Genomic DNA, 22310 nt, shown 5'->3' on the forward strand with positions numbered 1-22310 from the left:
TGTTGTAAAATGTAAACGTTTTTCTAAGGGGAGGCTAAAAAAATGGTAGTAGCATACAAACATGAGCCATTTACAGATTTTTCAGTGGAGGCTAACAAATTAGCGTTTGAAGAAGGTTTAAAGAAAGTAGAATCTTATCTTGGACAAGACTATCCATTAATTATCGGGGGAGAAAAAATCACTACAGAAGACAAAATTGTTTCTGTAAACCCTGCAAATAAAGAGGAACTTGTTGGTCGTGTTTCAAAAGCAAGCCGTGAGTTAGCTGAAAAAGCAATGCAAGTAGCGGATGAAACATTCCAAACTTGGAGAAAATCAAAGCCAGAAATGCGTGCAGACATTTTATTCCGTGCTGCAGCAATCGTTCGTCGCAGAAAACATGAATTCTCTGCTATTCTTGTAAAAGAAGCAGGTAAGCCATGGAATGAGGCAGATGCTGATACAGCAGAAGCAATCGACTTTATGGAATATTATGGTCGTCAAATGTTAAAATTAAAAGACGGTATTCCAGTAGAAAGCCGTCCAATTGAATATAATCGTTTCTCTTACATTCCATTAGGAGTAGGTGTTATCATTTCTCCTTGGAACTTCCCATTCGCAATTATGGCAGGTATGACAACAGCTGCTTTAGTTTCTGGTAACACAGTATTACTAAAACCAGCTAGTACAACTCCTGTAGTAGCAGCGAAATTTATGGAAGTATTAGAAGAAGCTGGCTTACCAGCTGGCGTAGTAAACTTCGTTCCAGGTAACGGTTCTGAAGTTGGTGACTACTTAGTAGATCATCCTCGTACACGTTTCGTAAGCTTCACGGGATCTCGTGATGTAGGTATCCGCATCTATGAGCGTGCAGCGAAAGTAAACCCAGGACAAATTTGGTTAAAACGCGTTATCGCTGAAATGGGCGGTAAAGACACAATCGTTGTTGATAAAGAAGCAGATCTTGAATTAGCAGCTAAGTCTATCGTTGCATCAGCATTCGGATTCTCAGGACAAAAATGTTCTGCATGTTCTCGTGCAGTAATCCATGAAGATGTATACGATCACGTATTAAATCGTGCTGTTGAATTAACAAAAGAATTAACAGTTGCTAACCCAGCAGTATTAGGTACAAACATGGGTCCTGTTAATGACCAAGCTGCATTTGATAAAGTAATGAGCTATGTTGCAATTGGTAAAGAAGAAGGTAGAATCTTAGCAGGTGGCGAAGGAGACGATTCTAAAGGCTGGTTCATCCAACCAACAATCGTTGCTGACGTTGCAGAAGATGCTCGCTTAATGAAAGAAGAAATCTTCGGACCAGTAGTAGCATTCTGTAAAGCGAAAGACTTCGATCATGCACTTGCAATTGCAAACAATACGGAATACGGTTTAACAGGTGCTGTTATTACTAACAACCGTGACCATATTGAAAAAGCACGCGAAGACTTCCACGTTGGTAACTTATACTTCAACCGTGGATGTACTGGTGCAATCGTAGGTTACCAGCCATTCGGTGGCTTTAACATGTCTGGTACAGACTCTAAAGCTGGTGGACCTGATTATTTAGCACTTCACATGCAAGCAAAAACTACTTCTGAAACTTTATAAGAAATAGTAGAGGAGCTCTTCACAGAATGTGAAGAGCTCCTTTTAAAATTGAAACCCCATATATTACCGTCGTTCGAAGAGAATGAGCTAAAACCTATTAATAGCGGGATAAACATGTAAACAGAAATAAAATAATGAGAAAAGTTGACTTATTAGTCATATTTTTTAGTATTCATTTTGAGAATTTCCTGTATAATACAATTTGAAAGAAAATCTATGGTTCGACAAGGAACACTCCTTTCGGTTTTGCTCACTGAAAGGAGTGTTTTTTTATGTAGCTAAAAATTCTTGCGTGCTTATTACATTTGCATATACGCCATTTAAACTAGCTAAAATTGTATTGTGAATATAAACAGCTGGTATAGTAGCGTTCTTAAAAGAAAGGTCTTTTGTAGCACAAGCGTCATGTATAACGGTACATTGAAAGCCAAAATCGAATGCAGCCCTTACTGTTGCATCGATACACATATGAGTCATCATCCCGCATACAACGACATGTTCAATATTAAAACGTTTTAATTGCTCTAGAAGATTAGTTTCTCGGAAGCTATTTGGATAATGTTTGACTATAACTGTTTCTTCTCTAAGTGGACGTACGCTTTCGTGAATATGTACACCTTCTGTATTAGGTAGGAAAAAAGTAGCGTCATCTTTTATAGCTACGTGTTGGATATGAAAAATAGGTTCGCTGTTTGTTCTAAATTTTTGTAATAACTGATTAGCATATTCGCTTGCTTCTACTGGATTACGCAATTCCATCTTTCCATTTGGAAAATAATCGTTTTGAATATCGACGAGTAAAAGAGCTGTTTTCATATATTTATCTTCCTCCGAGTTTCATATTCAAATAAATTTATTCAATTCGTAGAGAGGATTCTCCTGTTTAAAAATATGAGGAAGAAGAATTTTAAATAACCTTGAAAGTTACTATTTTTCAGATGAATATTCATCTGAAAATTTCAATAAAGGAATAATTAATATTTTTCTAAAAAATGTATTGACTCTTATTATTCTGAGTTCTATAATGAGAATTAATTAAACGACAATTAAATCGATACATTCTTATCCAGAGAGGTGGAGGGACTGGCCCTACGATACCTCAGCAACGGGTTTTTTAATACCGTGCTAACTCCAGCAAGCCATATAAAGGCTTGGAAGATGAGAAGATGTGAACGAGTACATATAAGTGCTCTCCTTCTTATCTTTATGGTTGATAAGAAGGAGGGCACTTTTTATTTTACCTCGAAAGCTCTGCTTCAAGTTTTTACAGCATATAGGAGGGGAAAAAATGATTTCTTTTACCAATGTAAGTAAAGTGTATGAATCAGCTGGCCAATCTGTTCATGCGGTGGAGGATGTAACATTATCAGTTGAGAAAGGCGAAATTTTTGGCATTATCGGTTTTAGTGGCGCTGGAAAGAGTACGTTATTACGCTTAGTAAATATGTTAGAGAGACCGACGGCAGGAACGATTTCAATAGATGATAAAGATATTACATCATTATCGACGAAAGAATTGCGTAAACTAAGACAAAGAATCGGAATGATTTTTCAAAGTTTTAATTTATTTAATTCAAGAACAGTATTTGGAAATATTGCTTATCCATTAAAGTTAGCGAAAGTACCAAAGAATGAGATAAAAGAAAGAGTAAATGAACTGCTGAAGTTTGTAGGGTTAGAAGATAAAGCAAACTATTATCCAGAGCAGCTATCAGGTGGGCAAAAGCAGCGTGTGGGCATTGCTAGAGCACTTGCGACATCGCCAGATATTCTTATATGTGATGAGGCAACATCAGCCTTAGATCCAGAAACGACGACAGAAATTCTAAACTTATTAAAGAAAGTAAATCGAGAATACAATTTAACAATTCTTCTTATTACACATGAAATGCATGTTGTGAAAGAAATTTGTCACCGTGTAGCTGTAATGGAGAAGGGGAAAGTTATTGAAGAAGGAAAACTGTTTGATGTTTTCACGCAACCAAAAACAAAGACGACTCAAAACTTTGTACGTTCTGTCATTAATGATCATTTACCGGAAAGTGTTCTAGCGAAAATTCAAAATGGTGGTCAAATTTATCGTCTAACATTTACTGGTGAGGAGACAGGACAGCCGGTACTATCATATATCGCAAAAAACTATAACGTCGATGTAAATGTACTGTACGGAAATATTATTGAACTTCAAAATGTGCTATTTGGAAATCTTCTTGTAGAGTTGCAAGGTGAGCAGAGGGAAATTCAAAAAGCATTACAACATCTAAGACTGCAAGTGCAGCTGAAGGAGGTAGAAGCTCATGCGAGTTGATTGGAGTATATTTTGGCCGCGCATACTAGATGCGACGGGGGATACCCTCTTAATGGTAATTGTAACCCTTATATTCGCTACAATTCTGGGTATACCTCTAGGTTTACTTTTATATGTAACGAGAAAAGGAAACTTTTTAGAAAATAAATGGGTCTTTTCTATTCTTAACATCATAATTAATACAATTCGTCCGGTACCATTCATTATCTTTTTAGTAGCCTTAAGTCCACTAACAAGAAGTGTTATCGGAACGACGATTGGAACAGCAGCGGCAATTTTCCCGATGACGTTAGTCGCATCAATTGGTATTGCTAGAATGGTTGAAACAAACCTTGTTTCCGTTCCGAAAGGAGTAATTGAAGCAGCGCAAGCAATGGGAGCCTCACCAATTAGAATTGTTTTTGAAATCCTTGTACCAGAAGCGTTAGCACCATTAATCTTAGGTGTCACATTTATGACAGTTGGTTTAATTGAATTCTCTGCAGTTGCTGGGCTTGTCGGTGGTGGCGGTCTTGGTGACTTGGCAATGACATATGGTTATCAACGTTTTGATACATCAGTTATGTTCGTAACGGTCGTGTTACTTATCATTCTCGTACAGATAGCTCAAAATTTAGGAAACTACTTTGCGAAAGTCTTGTTACGCAGATCATAAAAAGGAAGAGAGGAAAAGAAAATGAAGAAAATTTTAGCATTTGCATTATCAGCGATTGTAGGAGTCTCAGCATTAAGCGGCTGCTCAAGTGGAGACACGGGTGCAGGAGCGAAAGAAAAAGTAGTTCGCGTCGGTGTAACTGGAACGGATGGAGACGCTTGGGAAATTTTGAAGAAAAAAGCTGAAAAAGAAGGGATTAAGATTAAACTGGTCGAGTTCTCTGATTACACAACGCCAAATAAAGCGTTAGCTGATGGAGATATTGAATTAAACTCATTCCAGCATATTGCTTTCTTAGAGCAATTTAAAAAAGAGCATAAGTTAGATATTACAGCTGTTGGTACAACGCAAATTGCGCCAATGGGTTTATACTCTGAAAAATATAAGAAAGCAAATGAAATCCCAGATGGTTCAGAAATTGCAATTCCAAACGATCCAACGAACCAAGCACGGGCATTAAAACTTCTTGATGCAGCTGGATTATTAAAGCTTAAAAAAGACTTTGGTCTATTTGGAGATCCAAGTGGTATTGCTGAAAATCCGAAGAAATTAAAAATTACACCGGTTATCGCACAGCAAACACCTCGTGTGTTAAAAGATGTAGCGGCATCAGTTATTAATAACGGTGTTGCTGGTCAAGCTGGATTAGATCCAGCGAAGGATCCTATTTTCTTAGAAGATCCAAAGAATGAAAATGCAAAGCCATATATTAATATTTTTGCAGCTCGTAAGAAAGATAAAGATGATCCAACATTGAAAAAAGTAATTGAACTATATCATTCAAAAGAAGTAACAGACGCAATTAAGAAAGAAACAAATGATGGTTCCATTTCAGTAGATCTTTCACTTGATGAGCTTGAAAAAATCGTAAAATAATCATTGGGTTTAATGGACTAACAGAAGGAACCCCTCCGCTGTTAGTTCGTTCAACATATAAACTTAACAAACAAACCCTAATTCTGTACCTTCCAATTTTGTATAACATAGAATCCAATGTTTGTTAAGTAGAGTGATAGACCAGGAATTTTCCTGGTCTTTTTTTATGAATGAAAGTAGCTAGCGAACAGTAAGGTGATCCAAATTATAATGGGATAAGAAAATAAGCTGAAAAGGAGTGTAATTATGAATTGCTTTGGATGAATTAAGTGTTTTTTTGATAAAAAAAAGAAAATAGAAAAGAGAGTAATGAAAAATGCTGATATTACGCCGGGGTTATAAGAGCGATAAATGAAAAACAAAATAATATGTTGAACAGAGTTGAAGAAGATGGCCCCTTGTATAAAAATAATCCAGCATATAGAAGACAAGAAGTTAAGTTGATATAGAAAGACGATAAGTAATACAAAGATTGTTAATACGGAAATGGCGATGAAAAATTGTTGGCTAGTTATAAGACGGATTGAAAATTGATTAGCAAGGTATTGTGGCATTTGGAAAGCTTCTTCAAGGTTATGAATGAAAAATAATAAGGGAATGATCCAGAATATAGTAGTGGAATGTTTTTTCATCAATTTACATCACTCCAATAAAGTATAGAAAGCCTAAAAAAAGGCCCTCTATACAGAGATGGTTATTCAATTATGATATTTTTTAAATTAACTTCATGATGCTCTCGTTCTTTCAGATAAGCAGCTAGTTCCTCTTGTAAAATATTTAATATTTGCTTAGCTGATTGTTGGATTGGATTAGGTAGCTCTTCTAATATATGCATCCCGACTTTTACTTTTGTACGAATTACCCTTCGTAGTAATTCCTCATGCATGTACTACACCTCCAAACCGAATATTTAGTACATCTTCTTCAAATTTTGCTCCTTGAATAGAAAGGTGTGTTAATGTTTTTGGTAACGTGATGTTCCGTTTAACAGAACCCGCTCGAATAATAAGTTCATCACCTTTTTGATTTAAGGAAAGTTCACTTTTGTTTGAGAAGGGAATGGACAGAACGAAAATATACTCATCGCCATCCTTTTTTACATATTGAGTGCGCCCGTTAAATTTTACTTTTGTAGGGGAATGATCAGTTTTAAATAAAGAATCTCCTACACGTTCTAACATAGACAAACCAACAACTTCTTGTTCAAACATTGGAGCTTCGTAAATAGGAAGGGGTTGAAAACTATCTTTAATTAATGTTTTATATTTCTTCTGTGTATCTTTCCATGCCTGAAAATAAGGATCGGTGACAGTGTTAGGGATGACGCGGTTAATCATAATGGCATCTACGTTATAATCGTATAAATTCAAATAAGTAAAGCTGCGCTGGGCTTCTTTAATGACCATTTTTTCAGGATTTACAACGATGCGGATACTTGTTACTTCTCGATTTGATAAAATATCTCTCATTTCTCCGAGCTGTTCAAGTGTACTTGTTAATTCGTCCATAATATCGTCGGTTGGAAGAGGGACACCAAGGAGTGGTTGAGCTACTGGACGAACGACTTTTAAAACTTTTCTTTTAATAGGAAATAATTTTTCCATCCACCAACCGAGCATGTCTGGAAAGCTTAGCATTGCTAATGTTTCTCCTGTAGGGGCACAATCAATAATGATAACATCATATGTGTCTTGCTTATAATAATCGAGTACGCGAAGTAGGCTAATTAAATCTTCCATACCGGGAAACATCGTTAATTCTTCTGTTGTAATATCATCAGCTGCTTTAGAAGTGAAGAGTAGTGTAATATATTTCTGTAATTTTCCCCAGCCTTTTTCCATTTCATAAATCGTATTAATTTCTTGTGCCCACAAATTTTCACGAATTTCTAGTGGTTCAGAAGATAGCTTTATACCAAATGAATCTCCTAAACTATGAGCAGGATCTGTGCTCATTACTAATGTTTTTAATCCTTGTTTCGCACTTTGAATTGCTGTTGCTGCTGAAATGCTAGTTTTTCCTACGCCGCCTTTACCTGTATACAAGATAATTCTCATCATTCATATCCCCTTTGTTTCGAATGTCGAATATTACGAGTGTCGAAGTAAATGGTTGAATAAAAACCCAGATAGGGTTTTATTCAATCGGAATGTTTTTCATTTTAGGTGTAGAAATCTTTTCTTCTGTTTTTTGCAGTGACGTAGCGATGTGATTCATGATTTTTTGGAAGATTTGTAGTAAGAATGCTTTTTCCTCTTCTGATAATGCTTCTGTTACTAAGCTAAAGTAATGGGCCGCATTTTGTTTTACTTCTTGAACGAGCATTACGCCGTTTTCTGTTAACCGAATTAATACAATACGTCGGTCATTTTCATCACGGTAGCGTTCAATATATCCCTTTTTTACAAGGCGATTTACAACGCCCGTTGTTGTACTCATCGGTATATCAAGAAGATCAGCAATTTTCGTCATTGTAATATCTGTATTTCGTTCCATCCAAAGTAAACAAAATACTTCTGTTTTAGAAAGTGTTAAATCTAGGCTTACCCATTCTTCAGGATAGAAAAGTTTCTTGGCGTTATCTAGCAGTAAGTCTAAAAAATGTTCATATTGCAACAATTAATTCCACTCCCGTATATTTCGAGGTTCGTAATATTTATTTTTATTTTATGTAGAATAGAAATAATTGTCAATGATTTTAATTGTTTTTTTTAGATTAGGCAGAAAACTTTCTTTAAAATAGTATTCTTTTATGATAGATTTATAAATATAAAACGAGAATTTACATAAAAATCCATCATGGTAAATATACTTATCTATAATGGGTATGCAGCTAACGAGGGGGAGAACGATGAGAAGACGTAATACGCAAGCGTTCACGTTTTTAGCATGGACTTCATTTGTTTGTGCGATTTCAGGTATGCTAATTGGGATTTATACGTTAGATGAAACGCTTAGTGTAAAAGGATACTATTTAATTGGAACATTATTTTTAACGATGTCTTGTTTTGTATTACAAAAAACAATTCGTGATAATGAAGAAGATAACGAGAGATTTCCGAAAAATAAACCGTTAGATAAAGAGTAAATTGTAAAGAAAGGCATTTGCCTTTCTTTTTTTATGTAAAAATGGCGTAAGTACTCTGTGTTGACTTGCTTGAAGTACTGAAAATTTGGTATCATCAATAGTATTGTAGATTGAACGATATATTATGGAGGTGGCCTAGCCGTGTCAAGAATTTCCGTTGAGAATGTAAAGCACGTAGCACATTTAGCACGTCTTGCAATTACTGATCAAGAAGCAGAAAAATTTCAAAAACAACTAGATGCAATTGTTACATTTGCAGAACAGTTAAATGAATTAGATACAACAGATGTAAAACCAACAACTCATGTATTAACTATGAAAAATGTTATGCGTGAAGATGTACCAGAAAAAGGTTTACCAGTCGAAGAAGTATTAAAAAATGCACCGGATCACAAAGATAATCAAATCCGTGTTCCAGCAGTATTAGAATAGAGGAGGGGAATTTCGATGTCATTATTTGATCATTCAGTATCAGAGTTACATAAGAAGTTAAACAACAAAGAAATTTCCGTTACGGATTTAGTAGAAGAATCTTACAAACGTATTGCGGATGTTGAAGATAACGTAAAAGCTTTTCTTACATTAGATGAAGAAAATGCACGCGCAAAAGCGAAAGAATTAGATGCAAAAATCGGCGCTGAAGATAATGGTTTATTATTCGGTATGCCAATTGGTGTAAAAGATAACATTGTAACTAACGGTCTTCGTACAACTTGTGCGAGCAAAATGTTAGCAAACTTCGATCCAATTTATGATGCGACAGTTGTGCAAAAGCTAAAAGCTGCTGACACAATTACAATCGGTAAATTAAACATGGACGAGTTCGCAATGGGTTCTTCAAATGAAAACTCAGGATTCTACGCTACGAAAAACCCATGGAACTTAGATTACGTTCCGGGCGGATCTAGTGGTGGTTCTGCAGCAGCTGTAGCAGCAGGAGAAGTACTATTCTCTCTAGGTTCTGATACGGGTGGTTCTATCCGTCAGCCAGCTGCATATTGCGGTGTTGTAGGTTTAAAACCAACTTATGGACGCGTATCTCGTTACGGATTAGTAGCATTCGCATCTTCACTTGACCAAATCGGACCGATTACACGTACAGTAGAAGACAATGCATACTTATTACAAGCTATTTCAGGTATTGACCGCATGGATGCAACTTCTGCAAACGTTGAAGTTGGAAACTATTTAGCTGGTTTAACAGGCGATGTTAAAGGTTTACGCATTGCTGTACCGAAAGAATACTTAGGCGAAGGTGTTGGCGAAGAAGCTCGTGAGTCAGTACTAGCTGCTTTAAAAGTATTAGAAGGTATGGGCGCAACTTGGGAGGAAGTATCGCTTCCACACTCTAAATACGCTCTAGCAACGTATTACTTACTATCTTCTTCTGAAGCATCTGCGAACCTTTCACGCTTTGATGGCGTGCGTTACGGTGTTCGTTCTGATAATGTAAATAACTTATTAGATCTTTACAAAAACACACGTAGTGAAGGTTTCGGTGATGAAGTTAAACGTCGTATTATGCTTGGTACATTTGCGCTTAGCTCTGGTTACTATGATGCATATTACAAGAAAGCACAACAAGTACGTACATTAATTAAAAACGACTTTGAAAATGTATTTGCTAACTATGATGTTATTATTGGACCAACAACGCCAACTCCGGCATTTAAAGTGGGCGAAAAAGTTGATGATCCAATGACAATGTATGCAAATGACATTTTAACAATCCCAGTAAACTTAGCGGGTGTTCCAGCGATTTCTGTTCCATGTGGATTCGGTGCTAACAACATGCCACTTGGTCTACAAATCATTGGTAAACACTTCGATGAAGCGACAATTTACCGCGTTGCACATGCGTTTGAGCAAGCAACAGACTATCATACAAAAAAAGCAAGTCTGTAAGGAGGCGAGCATAGATGAATTTAGAAACAATTATTGGTTTAGAGGTTCACGTTGAGTTAAAAACAAATTCGAAAATTTTCTCTGCGAGTCCAACAGAATTCGGAGCGGAGCCAAATACACAAACAAGTGTAATTGACTTAGGATACCCAGGGGTACTTCCTACTTTAAATAAAGAAGCAGTTAACTTTGCAATGAAAGCTGCAATGGCATTAAACTGTGAAATCGCAACGGAAACGAAGTTTGACCGTAAAAACTATTTCTATCCAGATAACCCGAAAGCTTACCAAATCTCTCAATTTGATAAGCCAATTGGTGAAAATGGTTGGATTGAAATCGAAGTAGACGGTAAAAAGAAACGTATCGGTATTACACGTCTTCATTTAGAAGAAGATGCTGGTAAATCAACGCATACAGCTGATGGTTCATTAGTAGACTACAACCGTCAAGGTATGCCTTTAATCGAGATCGTATCTGAGCCAGATATGCGTACGCCAGAAGAAGCATATGCATACTTAGAGAAGTTAAAATCAATCATTCAATACACTGGTGTATCTGATTGTAAGATGGAAGAAGGTTCCTTACGTTGTGATGCGAACATTTCCCTTCGTCCAGTTGGACAAGAGAAGTTCGGTACAAAAGCGGAACTGAAAAACTTAAACTCATTCACTTACGTACAAAAAGGTCTTGAGCATGAGCAAGTGCGCCAAGAAAAAGAACTGTTATCTGGTGGCATCATCCAACAAGAAACACGTCGTTATGATGAAGCAACAAAGAAAACAATCTTAATGCGTGTGAAAGAAGGATCTGACGATTACCGTTACTTCCCGGAGCCAGACTTAGTTGAACTTTACATCGATGATGAGTGGAAAGAAGCAGTTCGAGCTTCTATTCCAGAACTTCCAGATGCACGTAAAGCTCGCTACGTTGCAGAATTAGGCTTACCAGCTTATGATGCACACGTGTTAACATTAACGAAAGAGATGTCTGATTTCTTTGAAGCAACTGTTGCAGACGGTGCTGATGCGAAATTAACATCGAACTGGTTAATGGGTGAAGTACTTGCATACTTAAACAAACAACAAAAAGAATTAAAAGACGTTGCATTAACGCCTGCTGGTTTATCTAAAATGGTTCAATTAATTGAAAAAGGTACAATTTCTTCTAAAATCGCGAAGAAAGTATTTAACGAATTAATTGAAAAAGGTGGAGACCCAGAAGAAATCGTTAAAGCGAAAGGTCTTGTTCAAATTTCTGACGAGGGTACACTTCGTAAAGTTGTAACAGAAATTCTTGATAATAATGAGCAATCTATCGAAGACTTTAAAAACGGTAAAGACCGTGCAATTGGCTTCTTAGTTGGTCAAATTATGAAAGCTACAAAAGGACAAGCAAATCCACCACTTGTTAACAAAATCTTACTTGAAGAGATTAATAAGCGATAATAGTAGTGACTTTTAAAGATTAAGCAGAAAAACACCCGTACATGGGTGTTTTTCTAGGTTAATCAAACGTTTGTTTAAATGAGACAAAATCGTTTAAACAAACGTTTGATTAACTGTCAAAAGTGGAAAAATGTTTGTATAGCAACTATGGTATGATAGTTGCAAAAAGGTGGGAATAATGATAAATCTAAACATAGAGGTTTTTTTCATCTCATGAAATAATAGATAGTTATTATTCGTTATATGTAAATTTTTATGGAAGAATGGATAGAAATAAAGTGAAACTTTAATCAGTAGGAGGTTCATCCACCATTGATTATTAGCCCTCACCAATCGGGCATTTACTGCCCGCAAATAGCGGGATAAATTTTGGAGTCAAATAAAAAACCATTGAAATGAATATTTACTTTTGATGGACTACACGAATCGGGTTCTTACTGCCTGTTTGAGCGGGATAAAAGAAGGATAGCAAGATGAGAGGAGGTAGGCATGGGAATACTGAATAGAAGTTCAGTATGTTCTTTTTCGATACATAAAGAAATTTCCTGTGCTAATAAATGATGAAGCGAGCAAGAATTATTTATAATCCTACTTCGGGGCGTGAGCTATTTAAGAAGAGCTTACCAGAAGTATTACAAAAATTAGAACAAGCTGGCTATGAGACATCTTGTCATGCGACAACGGGTCCTGGAGACGCTACTGTGGCGGCGAGGCAAGCTGCGGATCGTAAGTTTGATGTTGTTATTGCGGCTGGTGGCGACGGTACATTAAATGAAGTAGTAAACGGTTTAGTTGGGCATGAATTCCGTCCGAAATTTGGAATTATTCCAGTTGGAACGACAAATGACTTTGCACGTGCAATTGGTGTACCTCGTTCTATTGAAGAGGCAGCAGATATTATTTGCGAAGGAAAAACAGTGCCATTAGACCTTGGTAGAGCGAACGATACATATTTTATTAACATCGCTGGTGGCGGTCGTATTACAGAATTAACATACGAAGTACCGAGTAAGTTAAAGACAGTATTAGGACAACTTGCTTATTACCTAAAAGGTATCGAGATGTTACCATCATTGCATCCGACATATGTTGAAATTGAGTATGATGGAAAGTTACTACAAGAAGAAATTACGATGTTTTTAATTACGAATACCCGTTCAGTAGGTGGATTTGAAAAGGTAGCACCGTATGCATCTATTAACGATGGGTTATTTGACCTATTAGTACTGAAAAAAGGTTCTATCGCTGATTTAATTAAAGCAGCAACACAAGCACAACGTGGTGAACATATTAATAATCCAAAAGTGTTATATACACAAGCGAACCGAATTAAAGTACATTCACCAGATAAACTAATGATTAATTTAGATGGTGAGTATGGTGGAGATGCACCGATGGAATTCGAAAATATATATCATTGTTTAGAACTATTTGTTCCTGAACATCAAGAGGATGCCCTGTAAAGGCATCCTTTTTACTTTGTTAAAATGAATTGTAAATTGGGAGTTAGTTTGATTTTTATGGTATTTTTACAATTCTTTTATTTTACATCCATACTTTATTGATACACTGGAAGAGATAAGAAATGAGAGGTAGGGTGCTATGGAGAAGGTAAAGGCGATATTATTTGATAAAGATGGGACATTAATGGATTTTCATTCAATATGGATAAAAGTAGCTGAAGAACTTGTAGCTGAATGTATAAGTTTATATCATTTACCAAGTACAATGCGGCAGACCTTATTAGAAGAGATTGGTGTAGAGGGAGCATTTGTTAATCCGAGGAGTGCAATAGCTGCTGGAACAAGCCTTGATGTAGCGAAGGGGCTTTGTAATTATATTGAGTCTGCTAGAGAAGAAGAGATGCATCATTGGGTAAGTGAGAAGTTATTTTCCCTTATGTATGAGCATCGTTCGCATATGAAAATGACAGCAGATTTACCGAAAGTGTTACAGGCATTAAAAGATAAAGGATTTATATTAGGGGTTGTCACGGCGGATGATTTCGCACCAACAGAATTATTTTTAAGACAATATAAGTTGGAGAACTTTTTTGATTATATTATAGCCTCGGATACATTCCCTGCGCAAAAACCAGATAAAAAGATTATAGAAGTGTTTTGTGAGAAATTTAATTTAGCATCATGTGAGGTTGCGGTTGTTGGAGATACGCCAACTGATTTACATTTAGCCAAAAATGGCGATTGCTATGCAATTGGGGTGCTATCTGGTACGGGAGACCGTCCAACATTAGAACCACTTGCTGATTTAGTGTTAGATTCTGTTGGAGAGTTTATTTCTCAATCGGGTGAGTTTTTCTGGGAGAAAGAAAAGTCTAATGTGTAAGGAAAATAAGTCTATAAAGACTCTTAATGAGTCTTTATAGACTTATTTTTTATGCCTGGATACAAAGAATATAGGATAAATGCTAGAAAAGAAAGTTGGCATACATTTTGCAATAAAAAGAGAAAACAATGTAAAGAAAAGGATGGGGTACGCAATGAACACAAAAAAATTTGCTAAAGTAAATGAACAAATTCCAGGACCGAAAGCGGCATCTTTATTAGAACGCCGTCAAAATATAGTACCAAAAGGAGTAAGTAACGGCATCCCAACGTTTGTACAATCTGCAAATGGTGCTCTTGTAACAGATGTTGATGGTAATCAGTACATTGATTTTGCAGGAGCAATTGGGACAATTAACGTAGGGCATTGTCATCCAACGGTTAAAGAAGCGCTCCATAAACAAGTCGATCAATACATTCATACTGGATTTAATGTCATGATGTATGAGCCATATATTGAATTAGCGGAAAAGCTTGCGGCATTGGCACCGGGAAGTTTCGATAAGCAAGTCCTCTTTTTAAATAGTGGTGCAGAAGCAGTTGAGAACGCGGTGAAGATCGCTCGTAAATATACGAAGAGACCTGGTATTATCGCATTTTCTAAAGGTTTCCACGGGCGTACATTAATGACAATGACGATGACAAGTAAAGTGAAGCCATATAAATTTGGGTTTGGTCCCTTTGCTCCAGAAGTATATAAAGCGCCATTTCCATACGAATACCGTCGCCCAGAGGGATTAACGGAAGAGCAATATGATGATTTTATTATTGAAGAGTTTAAGAACTTCTTCATATCGGAAGTAGCACCAGAAACAATTGCAGCTGTTGTAATGGAACCTGTTCAAGGGGAAGGTGGATTTATCGTCCCAAGTAAGAAATTTGTTCAAGAAGTACGCCGCATTTGTTCAGAGAACGGCATCTTATTTGTAGCGGATGAAATACAAACAGGCTTTAGTCGTACAGGAAAATATTTTGCAATTGATCACTATGATGTCGTTCCAGATTTAATTACAGTGTCTAAATCGTTAGGTGCTGGTGTACCGATAAGTGGTGTCATTGGACGTAAAGAAATTATGAATGAGTCTGCACCAGGTGAACTTGGTGGAACGTATGCAGGAAGTCCATTAGGATGTGCGGCTGCATTAGCTGTTCTCGATGTAATAGAAAATGAGAAATTAAATGATAGAGCGATAGAATTAGGAAAAGTTGTAATGAACCGATTCGAAGAGATGAAAAATAAATATCATTGCATCGGCGATGTGCGTGGGTTAGGTGCAATGTGTGCATTTGAGGTCGTTCAAGATCGTAAGACGAAAGCACCTGACAAAACGTTAACGGCTAATCTATGTGCAGAAGCAAATAAGCGTGGGTTACTGTTATTATCAGCAGGAACATATGGAAATGTTATCCGTGTGTTAATGCCTTTAGTTATTACAGATGAGCAACTTGAAGAAGGTTTAACAATAATTGAAGAATCATTGCAAGCTTGTTATGAGCAAACAAACATCGCTCGCGTTTAAAAACTGAAGTATAAATAGCAAACATTCTAGCTGACTCTATATTAAATGCAGAAAATTCACTTTATAATAAAGGTAGTGAAGTGGATCGATGGATTTGAAGTTAGGGGTGGCTAGGATGGTTGCAGAAAAGGAACGAGTGTTAATGGATTTAAAAGATGTATTTGAATATGCGTTTGACGAAATTTTTGTTACAGATGAGCAAGGGATCGTTGTGCGTGTAAATAGTACATGTGAAAGGCACTACCAACTAGCTGCCGAAGAGTTAGTTGGTAAGCATGTAAAAGAACTACAAAAGGATGGAATCTTTTATCCATCAGCGACATTAGAAGTGATTGAAAAAAAGAGGCCAATTGAACTCGTTCAAACTACAAAATCAGGAGAGTATTTACACGTTCGTACAAGGCCTGTTTTTGATGATGAGGGAAATTTAAGAAGAGTGATTAGTTATTCTCGGGACCTTACTGAACTCTATCAATTACGTCAAAAGGTAGAGGAAATGGATAATCAGCTAAAAACATATAAAAAAGAATTAAGAGAAACATATGAGCATGAAGGACTTATTTTTAAAAGTCTAGCTATGCAAAAAATAGTCGATACAATCAAAAAAGTATCTGTAGTGGATAGTACTGTTCTCGTTTTAGGCGAGACTGGAGTTGGGAAAAGTCGATTAGTACGCCATTTACATGAAGTGAGTCACCGTAAGAATGAAAGTTTCTATGAAATTAATTGTGCGGCATTGCCAACTAATTTAATTGAATCAGAGCTTTTTGGATATTCAGGTGGATCTTTTACAGGTGCGAATCGTGAAGGGAAAAAGGGACTATTAGAATCCGCGCATAAAGGAACTCTTTTTTTAGATGAAATCGGTGAAATGCCGCTTGAAATTCAAGCGAAGCTTTTGCAAGTATTGCAAGAAAAAACATTTCGTCCTATAGGCGGAAGAGAATTAAAAAAAGTGGATGTCCGAATTGTGGCGGCAACAAATAGAGATTTAAGTATGATGGTGAAACAAGGAACATTTCGGAAAGATTTATACTATCGTTTGAATGTCATTCCAATTGCAATTCCCCCGCTTAGGGAAAGAACAGAAGATATTTTACCGCTTATTTATCATTACTTGCAGCACTTTAATAAAAAATACGGACGTGATGTGAAACTAGCGCCGAGTACATTACAAATGTTTGTTGGATATCCGTGGGAAGGAAACAATAGAGAAATAGAGAATGTAATTGAGAGAATTGTTATTACTGTCGATGATGTTGTAACGGTAGAGGATTTGCCACTCTCTATGCAAGAGGTTGCAGTTGAACAATCGGGGCAAAGCCTTTATAAAATGCTGGAAGAGGTAGAGAGAAATATTATTCTTAAAGCGTATAAAACGTATGGATCAAGTTATAAAGTAGCTGAGTTTTTGCAAATTAGTCAATCTGCTGCTACTAGGAAAATTAAGAAGTTCATAGAGGAGGAAGAAAACATTGGATAAAAAGGCGACTTTCGTAAGTATAGATAAAAAGGCGATGTATATAAATGGTGAGTGGATTACACTACAAGAACAAATTGAAGTAAATAATCCTGCGACGAAGGAAATATTTGCAACTGTACCAAAAGGCGGAGTCACAGAGGCAAAGCAAGCTGTTGATGCTGCACATGAAGCTTTTAAAACGTGGTCTAAGTTAACGGCAGCAGATCGTGCAACGAAGTTAAAAAAGTGGTTCATGCTTATTGATAAAAATAAAGAAGAGATCGCAGCGCTTATGACGAAGGAACAAGGAAAGCCGTTTGCAGAAGCGCTTGGTGAAGTAAATTATGCAAATAGTTTTGTTGAATGGTATGCAGAAGAAGGGAAACGTGTATATGGTGAAATGATTCCTGCTTCTCATCCGAATAAGCGCATTTTAGTTATGAAGCAACCAGTTGGCGTTATGGCAGCTATTACACCTTGGAACTTCCCAGCTGCTATGATTACGAGAAAGGTAGCCCCAGCGCTTGCAGCAGGCTGTACAGCCGTTGTGAAACCGGCAAGTCAAACGCCGCTAACTGCATTGAAATTAGCGGAATTAGCCCATGAAGCAGATATTCCAAAGGGCGTAATCAATATCGTAACAGGTAGTGCAAAAGCAATTGCTGATACATGGATGGAAGATAGTCGCGTTCGAAAAGTATCCTTTACAGGGTCAACGGAAATCGGGAAAGAGTTAATGGCTAGTGCTGCACAAACGATGAAAAAAGTTTCGCTTGAGTTAGGTGGCCACGCTCCGTTTATCGTAATGAATGATGCGGATTTAGATAAAGCAGTAGAAGCGGTGATTGGCTCGAAATTCCGTAACGCAGGACAAACGTGTATATGTACAAACCGAGTATTCGTTCAAGAAGAAGTATACGAAGTATTTGTAGAGAAGTTCCAAAAGGCAGTAGGGCAGTTGAAAGTAGGAGACGGTTTCGGTGACGGAACGACTGTCGGACCACTTATTGATGAGAATGCAGTTTCAAAAGTACAAGAACATATTGAAGATGCTATTCAAAAAGGTGGAACAGTTTTATATGGTGGTCAAAAGGTCGCAGAGTTAGAGGGACATTTCATTCAACCGACTGTAATTGGATTGGCAAATGATACGATGCTTTGTATGAATGAAGAAACATTTGGGCCAGTGGCACCAGTTGCGAAATTTAAAACAGTTGATGAAGTAATCGAACGTGCAAATAATACACCATACGGTTTAGCTGCGTATATTTTCACGAAAGACATTAGCCAAGCATTCCAAATTAGTGAAGCGTTAGAGTACGGTATTATCGGTCTAAACGACGGTCTTCCATCAGTTGCACAAGCACCATTCGGTGGCTTTAAAGAAAGTGGTATCGGTCGTGAAGGAGGCCATTTCGGCATCGAGGAATATTTAGAAATTAAATATATTTCATTGGGACTATAAGTAGTATACTAGAATCTCTATAAGGTAACAGAGAAGGAGATTCTAGTATGGTATATTGGCTATTATTACTTGTTACAATTATTTTTGAAGTAGCTGGAACAATTGCGATGAAACTATCAAATGGTTTAACAAAGCTCGTTCCAAGTGTACTGATTTTCGTGTTTTATGGAATTTGTTTCAGCGTGTTCGCCATCGTCGTTAAAAAGATTCATTTAAGTATTGCTTATGCTATTTGGTCTGGCGTTGGAACATTACTTATTACAATCATTAGTGTGTACTTTTTTAAAGAGCATATTAGTTTATTTCAAGCATTTTGTATTCTCATTATTGTTTTGGGTGTCATTGGGCTTAAGGTTTCATCGGCATCATGAAAGCTATCTTTTGTAGAAGATAGCTTTTTTCTATTTGTGCAGTTAGCAATTAATACGACAAAATATGACAAGAAAGAGTAAAGCGTTTTGTTATGATATATATGAAATTTTGTCTTATGTGGAGGAAAGAGTATGTTAAAAAAGGTAAGTCAAATTGTTTTAATTTTTGGCATAGCTTTTAGTTTAAGTGCTTGCACTGAGACTAAAGATAGTAATGAAAGTAAACAAGAAGATGTTCAAGATAAAGTGTATAAAATAGGGGAGACAGTAGACGTAGATGGTTTGCAAGTAACTATCGATTCAGTTAAATTAGGATATCCGGATTATGATGAGGATAAAAAGAAAGAGGAGATTTTGGGGGTTATTTTCAAAGTAGAAAATAATAGTAAAAAGGAAATACCTTTTGCATTTTATGAATTTGAGATTACCGATAAGAAAGGTACAAGATTTAAAGAATATAATAACCCTGATAGCTTTATTAGTAAAAAGTTAGCACCAGAAGAAAAAATTCAAGATATCATGCTATTTGACGTAGCGAAAGAAAATACGTATATCGCTACGTATAGACCAGAGTTTACGCGTGAAAATAGAACAATAAAATTTGAATTGAAACCAAATAAATAAAGAAACACATTGGATTATCCAATGTGTTTCTTTATGGTAATAAATTTAAAACGCCCAGTTACCTTTACGGAAGATAGGCTCATGTCTGCCATCAGCAGTAATACCGTCAATATCAAGCTCAGCTGATCCAATCATGAAGTCGTTGTGTGTAATACTAGCGTTTGCGCCGTTTTCAGCAAGTTCTTCTTTAGACATTGTTTTTCCGCCAACTAAGTTAAATGCGTAAGCATTTCCAATCGCAAGGTGGCAAGATGCATTTTCGTCAAATAGTGTATTGTAGAATAAAACATTTGTGTTTGAAATTGGTGAGTCATGAGGTACTAAAGCTACTTCCCCTAAGAAGTGAGAACCTTCATCTGTTTCTACTAAATGTTTTAAAGCTTCTTCACCAGCTTCAGCTTTATAGTCTACGATACGTCCGTTTTCAAATGTTAACGTGAAATTATCGATAATATTACCTGCAAATACTAACGGTTTTGTACTAGAAACTTGGCCGTTTACACCTGTTTTAAGTGGCATTGTAAATACTTCTTCAGTTGGAATATTAGCCATAAATGGTACGTTCTTTTCATTTAAGCTACCAGCACCAGCCCATACATGTTTTTCTGGAAGTTCGATTGTTAAATCTGTTCCAGGACCTGTATAGTGAAGAGCTTTATAATGCTTTTCGTTTAAGTAATCCACTTTTGTATGTAATGTTTCATCATGTTCTTTCCATGCTTCTACAGGATTTTCTAAATCAGCACGAGTAGCTTTGAAAATAGCATCCCATAACTTGGCTTCTTGTTCTTCTGGCGCTACGTCAGGGAATACTTTCGCAGCCCATTCTTTCGTAGGAACAGAAATGACACACCAGCTTACTTTATCTGCTTGTACGTAATCACGGTATACTTTCATTGCTTCTCCAGCTACTTTATGAGCTGTTGCGATACGCGATGGTTCTACACCTTTTAATAAATCAGGGTTTTCTGCATAGATAGACATAAATGCAGCGCCTTCTTTTGCTAATTCTTCACGAGCATGTGCTTTCCAAGATGGAAATTCAGCGAAAGCTTCTTCAGGAGCTAGATCGAATTTTAAGCGTGTTAACGTCTCATCATTCCAATCTACATATACGTGTTTTGCACCAGATTTATATGCTTTTTCTGTAACGAGGCGTACAAATTGTACAGCTTCAAGAGGTGCACTAATTGATAAAGTTTGTCCAGGTTGAATATTAACACCAACATTAACTGCAAGAGCAGCATATTTCTCTAACGTTTGTTCAAATGACATATGTATAATCTCCTTTAATTTGAAAGATTTCTTACTATATATAATACAAGAAAATTCTAAAAATATATATAAATATAAAGTAAAAAGAGAGCTCAAAATGTATTGAGCCCTTATATTTACTTAATTGAAGAAGCAAACTGCTCTACAGTCGTTGTATGGTGTATACGAACGCGCTTCATCTTTAACAATTCATCAGGTTCACCCTTCGTAATGAATTGCCCAGGCTTTGTCGTCGTCGCAAATTGATAATACTTCTTCGTTTCTGCAACAACCTTATCATCTACATGACCGAATGGATAAGCAATCGCGATAACAGGCTTACCTGTTATTTTTTCTAGCTTTTCTTTTGAACCTTTTAACTCTTCCTCATAGTTTGTAATTTTCGGTAAGTCTGCATGTGTTGCAGTATGAGATTGCACCGAGAAAATGCCGGAATCAACCATTTCTTTTATTTCAGAAGTAGACAATGCTCCTTCTATATCAACGTTATCAACAATCATATATTCTGTTGCTGCCGGTTTAAAAGTATCATCTTTTAGCTTTTGTAAAATGCGAAATGCATTCATATTATTTTTCATACCGTCATCAAATGTAACGAAAATCGGTTTATTTACTTTATTTATATCGCCCCAGCGTTCAAACGTTAAAAGCGTATAACCATTGTCCTTTAAATGTTTCATTTGTGCTTCAAAGTTAGCTGGTGATACGAATAAGTCTTTAATGCCTTGACCATGATAATCATCAATTGCGTGATACATAAGAACAGGAACCTTTTGTTCGAAAGTAATAGTAGATTTCGTAAGCGGGATTGTTTTCCCATCTCCTTTCATTCCTGTTGCTTCAATTTGGAACTCACCGCGTTTTCCTTCAAATTCCTTTATATCAAAAGGAAGTGTGAATTGTTTCTCTTTTTCTTTAGAAGAAAAAGATTTAGCACTTTCCTTGCCATCAGCTGTGCGCCAAATTTTATATTGTACTTCATTTAAAGAATCTTTTATGTCTGTAATATGAATACTTGTGTTTGTAGATTCGTGTGTAACTGAATTATATGAGATTTTACCTTGTTCTTGCACAGTCTCTTCTTGTTTCTTAATCCCTTGAGCCGTTTTCTCTTTTTTAGGTTCTGGACTTACATTGTTAGTATTACAGCCTGCTAGAATGGCAGACGTACATAAAGCAATTGCTGCGTATTTTCTCATGAAAATCACCTTCTATTGTGTAGTATGTTGCATATTTACATTAAAATCCCCACCGCTATAAGAGTGGTGGGGATATACCCTTGTTCATCATATCATTTGAAGAAAATGAGGGGAATATGATTTTTAGGAGGTTATTAATGTAATAGATTAGTGACTTTGAATAGATGTATTTTTTTGTTTCTTAT

21 protein-coding genes, 1 pseudogene and 1 riboswitch are annotated in these 22310 nt (G+C 36.4%); of the genes and pseudogenes, 15 read left to right on the forward strand and 7 right to left on the reverse strand.

What is annotated here, in order from left to right; translation table 11 throughout:
- The first annotated feature begins 42 nt into the window (after window positions 1-42).
- A complete protein-coding gene (gene pruA / locus ACQGSG_RS17095) occupies window positions 43-1590 on the forward strand; it encodes an L-glutamate gamma-semialdehyde dehydrogenase (protein WP_000259555.1) in 1548 nt (515 codons plus the stop codon).
- 250 nt (window positions 1591-1840) lie between these two features.
- Here the strand turns inward: pruA and ACQGSG_RS17100 are convergent.
- Window positions 1841-2406, reverse strand: a pseudogene (locus ACQGSG_RS17100) (cysteine hydrolase family protein).
- A 243-nt stretch (window positions 2407-2649) separates the two neighbouring features.
- Window positions 2650-2755: riboswitch (SAM riboswitch) on the forward strand.
- 123 nt (window positions 2756-2878) lie between these two features.
- On the opposite strand from ACQGSG_RS17100, the gene ACQGSG_RS17105 reads away from it, so the two are divergent.
- From ACQGSG_RS17105 to ACQGSG_RS17115, 3 genes are read left to right on the forward strand one after another with little or no spacing between them, the layout of a single operon-like run.
- Window positions 2879-3898, forward strand: a complete 1020-nt coding sequence (locus tag ACQGSG_RS17105; RefSeq protein WP_000623013.1) for a methionine ABC transporter ATP-binding protein — start codon at window positions 2879-2881, stop codon at window positions 3896-3898.
- Entirely contained in the window at window positions 3888-4553 is a 666-nt protein-coding gene (locus ACQGSG_RS17110) for a methionine ABC transporter permease (protein ID WP_001261865.1), read from the forward strand. The genes ACQGSG_RS17105 and ACQGSG_RS17110 overlap by 11 nt, the downstream gene beginning before the upstream one ends.
- 21 nt (window positions 4554-4574) lie before the next feature.
- Entirely contained in the window at window positions 4575-5429 is an 855-nt protein-coding gene (locus ACQGSG_RS17115; protein WP_000721594.1) for a MetQ/NlpA family ABC transporter substrate-binding protein, read from the forward strand.
- Between the two features lie 164 nt (window positions 5430-5593).
- Here the strand turns inward: ACQGSG_RS17115 and ACQGSG_RS17120 are convergent, their stop codons facing one another.
- The 4 genes from ACQGSG_RS17120 to ACQGSG_RS17135 all read right to left on the reverse strand — a co-directional run bounded on the left by ACQGSG_RS17120 (window position 5594) and on the right by ACQGSG_RS17135 (window position 8048).
- On the reverse strand, window positions 5594-6061 hold the full coding sequence (locus ACQGSG_RS17120; protein ID WP_325842816.1) for an HXXEE domain-containing protein: 468 nt from the start codon (window positions 6059-6061) through the stop codon (window positions 5594-5596).
- Between the two features lie 62 nt (window positions 6062-6123).
- Window positions 6124-6315: a DUF3926 domain-containing protein gene (locus ACQGSG_RS17125; protein ID WP_000544105.1), complete on the reverse strand. Its 192-nt coding sequence runs from the start codon at window positions 6313-6315 to the stop codon at window positions 6124-6126.
- The gene (locus ACQGSG_RS17130) at window positions 6308-7489 is read right to left on the reverse strand and encodes an ArsA family ATPase (RefSeq protein WP_002102676.1); all 1182 of its coding nucleotides are present in this window, start codon (window positions 7487-7489) and stop codon (window positions 6308-6310) included. Before ACQGSG_RS17130 ends, ACQGSG_RS17125 begins: the two co-directional genes overlap by 8 nt.
- A gap of 76 nt (window positions 7490-7565) precedes the next feature.
- Window positions 7566-8048, reverse strand: a complete 483-nt coding sequence (locus ACQGSG_RS17135; protein ID WP_325842795.1) for a MarR family transcriptional regulator — start codon at window positions 8046-8048, stop codon at window positions 7566-7568.
- A 232-nt stretch (window positions 8049-8280) separates the two neighbouring features.
- Between ACQGSG_RS17135 and ACQGSG_RS17140 the strand changes: the two genes are divergently transcribed.
- The 11 genes from ACQGSG_RS17140 (at window position 8281) to ACQGSG_RS17190 (ending at window position 19651) form a co-directional block, all read left to right on the forward strand.
- Window positions 8281-8517, forward strand: a complete 237-nt coding sequence (locus tag ACQGSG_RS17140; RefSeq protein WP_001254391.1) for a YiaA/YiaB family inner membrane protein — start codon at window positions 8281-8283, stop codon at window positions 8515-8517.
- A 141-nt stretch (window positions 8518-8658) separates the two neighbouring features.
- Window positions 8659-8949, forward strand: coding sequence for an Asp-tRNA(Asn)/Glu-tRNA(Gln) amidotransferase subunit GatC (gatC, locus tag ACQGSG_RS17145; protein WP_000086999.1), 291 nt, complete (start codon window positions 8659-8661; stop codon window positions 8947-8949).
- A 15-nt stretch (window positions 8950-8964) separates the two neighbouring features.
- Window positions 8965-10422 (forward strand): Asp-tRNA(Asn)/Glu-tRNA(Gln) amidotransferase subunit GatA, encoded by a 1458-nt coding sequence (gatA, locus tag ACQGSG_RS17150; protein ID WP_000051441.1) that lies wholly within the window; start codon window positions 8965-8967, stop codon window positions 10420-10422.
- Window positions 10423-10436: 14 nt separating this feature from the next.
- Window positions 10437-11864: an Asp-tRNA(Asn)/Glu-tRNA(Gln) amidotransferase subunit GatB gene (gatB, locus tag ACQGSG_RS17155; RefSeq protein WP_001047685.1), complete on the forward strand. Its 1428-nt coding sequence runs from the start codon at window positions 10437-10439 to the stop codon at window positions 11862-11864.
- A 557-nt stretch (window positions 11865-12421) separates the two neighbouring features.
- On the forward strand, window positions 12422-13327 hold the full coding sequence (locus ACQGSG_RS17160; RefSeq protein WP_000977679.1) for a diacylglycerol kinase: 906 nt from the start codon (window positions 12422-12424) through the stop codon (window positions 13325-13327).
- 139 nt (window positions 13328-13466) lie between these two features.
- Window positions 13467-14210, forward strand: coding sequence for an HAD family hydrolase (locus ACQGSG_RS17165; RefSeq protein ID WP_000416668.1), 744 nt, complete (start codon window positions 13467-13469; stop codon window positions 14208-14210).
- A gap of 154 nt (window positions 14211-14364) precedes the next feature.
- On the forward strand, window positions 14365-15729 hold the full coding sequence (gene gabT, locus ACQGSG_RS17170) for a 4-aminobutyrate--2-oxoglutarate transaminase (protein ID WP_001093019.1): 1365 nt from the start codon (window positions 14365-14367) through the stop codon (window positions 15727-15729).
- 115 nt (window positions 15730-15844) lie between these two features.
- Window positions 15845-17212 carry a sigma 54-interacting transcriptional regulator gene (locus ACQGSG_RS17175; RefSeq protein ID WP_325842796.1) on the forward strand — a complete coding sequence of 456 codons (1368 nt, stop codon included), beginning with the start codon at window positions 15845-15847 and terminating at the stop codon, window positions 17210-17212.
- Window positions 17205-18656: an NADP-dependent succinate-semialdehyde dehydrogenase gene (gene gabD, locus ACQGSG_RS17180; protein WP_000358130.1), complete on the forward strand. Its 1452-nt coding sequence runs from the start codon at window positions 17205-17207 to the stop codon at window positions 18654-18656. Before ACQGSG_RS17175 ends, gabD begins: the two co-directional genes overlap by 8 nt.
- Window positions 18657-18703: 47 nt before the next feature.
- Window positions 18704-19027, forward strand: coding sequence for a DMT family transporter (locus tag ACQGSG_RS17185; RefSeq protein WP_098605821.1), 324 nt, complete (start codon window positions 18704-18706; stop codon window positions 19025-19027).
- Between the two features lie 132 nt (window positions 19028-19159).
- Complete coding sequence (locus ACQGSG_RS17190; RefSeq protein ID WP_098605822.1) at window positions 19160-19651, forward strand: DUF4352 domain-containing protein; 492 nt, start codon at window positions 19160-19162, stop codon at window positions 19649-19651.
- 45 nt (window positions 19652-19696) lie between these two features.
- On the opposite strand, the gene ACQGSG_RS17195 is transcribed toward ACQGSG_RS17190, so the two are convergent.
- Together ACQGSG_RS17195 and ACQGSG_RS17200 are read right to left on the reverse strand one after the other, a co-directional pair.
- Window positions 19697-20926 carry an aminopeptidase gene (locus ACQGSG_RS17195; protein ID WP_000007357.1) on the reverse strand — a complete coding sequence of 410 codons (1230 nt, stop codon included), beginning with the start codon at window positions 20924-20926 and terminating at the stop codon, window positions 19697-19699.
- 116 nt (window positions 20927-21042) lie between these two features.
- Window positions 21043-22125: a polysaccharide deacetylase family protein gene (locus ACQGSG_RS17200; protein ID WP_325842797.1), complete on the reverse strand. Its 1083-nt coding sequence runs from the start codon at window positions 22123-22125 to the stop codon at window positions 21043-21045.
- Window positions 22126-22310 lie beyond the last annotated feature (185 nt).

The sequence above is a fragment of the Bacillus sp. GMa5/1 genome (assembly GCF_050172015.1).
In the GTDB taxonomy this organism is placed as follows: Bacteria; Bacillota; Bacilli; order Bacillales; family Bacillaceae_G; genus Bacillus_A; species Bacillus_A cereus.